Source organism: Streptomyces sp. ID05-39B, assembly GCF_033794725.1.
Classification (GTDB): domain Bacteria; phylum Actinomycetota; class Actinomycetes; order Streptomycetales; family Streptomycetaceae; genus Streptomyces; species Streptomyces bobili.
In genome coordinates this window covers 1-3,927 of the sequence record NZ_JARGEF010000416.1, presented here as the reverse complement: position 1 = coordinate 3,927, position 3,927 = coordinate 1, and the positions used below count along the sequence as shown (strand labels likewise).

5 protein-coding genes are annotated in these 3,927 nt (G+C 73.0%); 1 reads left to right on the top strand and 4 read right to left on the bottom strand.

Features of this window, described 5'->3' with window-relative positions:
- Window positions 1–28: 28 nt before the first annotated feature.
- The gene (locus P1P75_RS40355) at window positions 29–1,147 is read right to left on the bottom strand and encodes a hypothetical protein (RefSeq protein WP_319264715.1); all 1,119 of its coding nucleotides are present in this window, start codon (window positions 1,145–1,147) and stop codon (window positions 29–31) included.
- Between the two features lie 130 nt (window positions 1,148–1,277).
- On the opposite strand from P1P75_RS40355, the gene P1P75_RS40350 reads away from it, so the two are divergent.
- The gene (locus P1P75_RS40350) at window positions 1,278–2,432 is read left to right on the top strand and encodes a cystathionine gamma-synthase (RefSeq protein ID WP_319264713.1); all 1,155 of its coding nucleotides are present in this window, start codon (window positions 1,278–1,280) and stop codon (window positions 2,430–2,432) included.
- 13 nt (window positions 2,433–2,445) lie between these two features.
- On the opposite strand, the gene P1P75_RS40345 is transcribed toward P1P75_RS40350, so the two are convergent.
- The 3 genes from P1P75_RS40345 to P1P75_RS40335 form a co-directional block, all read right to left on the bottom strand.
- Window positions 2,446–2,694, bottom strand: coding sequence for a hypothetical protein (locus tag P1P75_RS40345; protein WP_319264711.1), 249 nt, complete (start codon window positions 2,692–2,694; stop codon window positions 2,446–2,448).
- Window positions 2,691–3,212, bottom strand: a complete 522-nt coding sequence (locus P1P75_RS40340) for a sigma factor-like helix-turn-helix DNA-binding protein (protein ID WP_319264708.1) — start codon at window positions 3,210–3,212, stop codon at window positions 2,691–2,693. Before P1P75_RS40340 ends, P1P75_RS40345 begins: the two co-directional genes overlap by 4 nt.
- 154 nt (window positions 3,213–3,366) lie before the next feature.
- On the bottom strand, window positions 3,367–3,873 hold the full coding sequence (locus P1P75_RS40335; protein WP_319264706.1) for a MarR family transcriptional regulator: 507 nt from the start codon (window positions 3,871–3,873) through the stop codon (window positions 3,367–3,369).
- Window positions 3,874–3,927: the final 54 nt, after the last annotated feature.

Here is a 3,927-nt window from a genome sequence, read left to right as displayed (position 1 = left end):
GACCCGCCCCGCCCCCGGCGGCTCCCGCTCAGTGCGGGAGCGACGCCGGGCTGCCGCCGCTCGCCTCGTATCCGGCCACCGCCAGCGCGCGGTACACCGCGAACTCGCCCGCCGGGTCGGCGGACAGGGTCCAGGGCAGCGCGCCCACGTGCCCGTCGACGCGTATCAGCTGGTTCACCGCCTCCGACCAGCGCTGGGCGCGCACCAGGAAGAACACGAGGAGATGGCGCACGTGCGCCAGCATCGGGTCGTCGGGGCGAGCCGCGTGGACGGCGAAGAGAGCGCCGTGGATCGCCTTGGTCACGACCTCGCTCTGGTAGAAGCCGGTCACCAGGTTCACCTCGGGGAGGTGCTCGAACACCGCGAAGAGGGGCATCGCCGCCAGCAGGGAACCCTGGGGCGCGCGCGCCGCCGCGGCCTCCGCGAACGACATCGCCTGGTCGCGCGAGCCGTGCCACTTCTCGCACCAGTAGTGCAGGGCCGCCAGATGCGCGCCCATGTGCGCCGGGGCGCGGTCCAGGATCTTCAGCCAGAGCTGCTCGAACTCCTGCCGCGAGTAGGCCAGGCCGCGGGCCACCGACAGCTCGACGATGTACGGGATCGGGTCACCGGGGGCGAGCAGCGCCGCCTGACCGCAGGCGTCCTTCGCCTCCTCCATGATGATCCGGAAGTCGTCCGTGCCGGGCGCCGAGGTGCGCCACGCCTGCTGCACGAGGAACTCGGCGTGCACGGCCGCCCCGCCCGCGTCCTTGGGCGCCTCGGCGCGCCAGACCCGCAGCCACTGCCCGCCCGGTGTGTCACCGACCCCGCCGGGCCGCTGGTGAAGCTCCAGCGCCGCCGCGCCGGCGAAGGCCTGCACACGCTGCCAGCGGCGCTCGTCCTCGGCCTCGGTGCCGGCCAGCAGCTGCTGGGCGGCACGGTAGTCCTGGGTGCGCTGCACCACGTTCAGTACGTCGAGCAGGTCCTGGTCGGGGCCCGGCATGCGGATGTCCAGCTCCTCCTCGCGGACGAAGCCGTAGTCCGCGGGGTCGGCGGCGTCGGGGTGGCCGGCCGGGACCTGCTCGATCATGCCGCGCCTGCGCCGCAGGACCGGCAACAGCACGAAGCTGAGCATGACCAGCGCGATCAGGACCCAGAGAATTTCCATACCCCCAGGGTTCCAGACGCCACCGACAATTGGCCAACCCCTCCTCCGCCCTGTGGAAAACCCCGCGCCGGGAGTTGCGGGCACCCCGCCGTCCCGCACCTTTCCCTCCGGCGCACTACGCTCGGGGCTCATGAGCGACAGGCACATCAGTCAGCATTTCGAGACCCTCGCGATCCACGCGGGCAACACCGCCGATCCCCTCACCGGCGCGGTGGTCCCGCCGATCTACCAGGTCTCGACCTACAAGCAGGACGGCGTCGGCGGCCTGCGCGGCGGCTATGAGTACAGCCGCAGCGCCAACCCGACCAGGACCGCCCTGGAAGAGAACCTGGCGGCCCTGGAGGGCGGCGTCCGGGGTCTCGCGTTCGCGTCCGGACTGGCGGCCGAGGACTGCCTGTTGCGTACGCTGCTCAGCCCCGGCGACCACGTGGTCATCCCGAACGACGCGTACGGCGGCACGTTCCGCCTGTTCGCGAAGGTCGTCTCCCGGTGGGGCGTGGAGTGGTCGGTGGCCGACACCAGCGACCCGGCCGCCGTACGGGCCGCGATCACGCCGAAGACGAAGGCGGTGTGGGTGGAGACCCCCTCCAACCCACTGCTCGGCATCACCGACATCGCGGCCGTCGCCCAGGTGGCGCGGGACGCGGGCGCCCGGCTCGTCGTGGACAACACCTTCGCCACGCCGTATCTCCAGCAGCCGCTGGCGCTCGGCGCGGACGTCGTCGTGCACTCGCTCACCAAGTACATGGGCGGGCACTCGGACGTCGTCGGCGGCGCGCTGATCGTCGGCGACCGGGAACTCGGCGAGGAGCTGGCGTACCACCAGAACGCGATGGGCGCGGTCGCCGGGCCGTTCGACTCCTGGCTGGTGCTGCGCGGCACGAAGACGCTGTCGGTGCGCATGGACCGGCACAGCGAGAACGCGACCAAGGTCGCCGACATGCTGACCCGGCACGCGCGCGTGACGAACGTTCTCTACCCGGGCCTGCCGGACCACCCCGGTCACGAGGTCGCCGCCAAGCAGATGCGGGCGTTCGGCGGCATGGTGTCGTTCCAGGTGGCGGGCGGCGAGGCGGCGGCGGTCGAGGTCTGCAACCGCGCGCAGGTGTTCACGCTGGGCGAGTCCCTCGGCGGCGTCGAGTCGCTGATCGAGCACCCCGGGCGCATGACGCACGCGTCCACGGCCGGTTCGGCCCTGGAGGTCCCGGCCGACCTGGTGCGGATCTCGGTCGGCATCGAGAACGTCGACGACCTGCTGGCGGACCTCCAGCAGGCCCTCGGCTAGACCGGACCCACGGTCACCAGCCGGTGAGGGGTGGGGTCGTCTCCGACGGCGGCTCCACCCACGGCTCGGCCACCATCGCCCAGACGGTGAAGCCGACGGCCGCCGCCCACAGCAGCAGCCACAACAGGCGCCGGGCGAGCGTGCGGCGGCGGAGCATACGGGTGCCGCGGCGGACGGCGTCCGTGTGCAGTTCGGGCGGCAGCCGGGGCACCGTGCGTTCCATGATCTGCCGGACGGCGGCCTCCCGCTGGGGCCGGTTCACGTCGCCGCCGCCTTCGCCTCGGGGAGCGGGGGTGACGGCGCGGCCGGTGGGTGCAGGACGGTCGCCGTCGCCCGGTCGCAGATGGCGTGGACACGTTCGGTCGGCAGGCCCAGGAGTGCCGCGACCTGCTCCTCTCCGACGCCCTCGTAGAGCCTGAGGACCAGGATCAGACGTTCCTGCGGGGTGAGCCCGGCCAGCGGGCCGGCGAGCTGTCGCCCGGCCCGGCCCCGGACGGCGTAGCGGTGCCAGGTGGCGTACTGGTGCCAGGCGGTGTCGGCGAAGCGGATGGCGAGGTGCCGGCGGGCGTGGTCGTAGGGGTCCTCGCCGTGCAGCCGGTCCCAGCACGCGTACGTGTGCGCGAGGGCGAAGGTCAGCAGCCGTCGCGCGCGCGGGTTGTCGCCGGGCGGCTCCCCGGTGAGCAGGGTGGCGGTCTGCGTCAGCCGCCCTCCCGCGCCGGCCACGAACGCCTCGAACTCCTTGGCCCGGCGGATGTCCTGGGCCGCATGCCGTGCTCGCACCGCGCGCCTCCCGCCTGCCGGCGACCCCCTGGGACGGAACCCGGCCGTCTGCCGCGGACGGGGACCCGGTCTCATATGAGGCCAGGGGCGGGCCGTCGGTCAAGAGCCGCGCACGCGCGGGATGCGCGGCGCGCCCGCACGCGCGCGTGGAGCGTCAGGAAGCCGGTGCGGGCTCCGCGCCCGGGAGACCGTGGGAGGCCATCCGGCTGGACAGCGCGGTGTTGAAGCGCGTGAGGAGCGCGCAGAACGCCTCGCGCTCCTGCGGGCTCCAGTCCTGGGTCAGCTCGGCCATCAACTGACGTCTGGAGGAGCGCACTTCGTCCAGCCGGGACAGCCCCCGCGGGGACAGCTGGAGCACGACGGCCCGCCCGTCCTCGGGGTGCGAGGTCCGCTTGACCAGGCCGGTGTCGACCAGCGGAGCGACCTGCCGGGTGACCGTCGACGAGTCGATGCCCATGCTCGCGGCGAGCGCCTTGACGCCCATCGGGCCTTCCTTGTCGAGGCGGTTGAGCAGCAGATACGCGGCGCGGTCCATGGAGTTGCGCACCTGCCCGACCCCGCCGAGCCGGGTCTGTTCGGCACGGCGCGCGAAGACCGCCACCTCGTGCTGCAACGTGTCGAGAAGACCGGTGTCACCGAGGGTCGTCATGTCCATCGACATTCCAGGTGTTGTGGGCATGGCCGGGGGCTCGCTTCGTGAAAAGGGGGCTGGGTT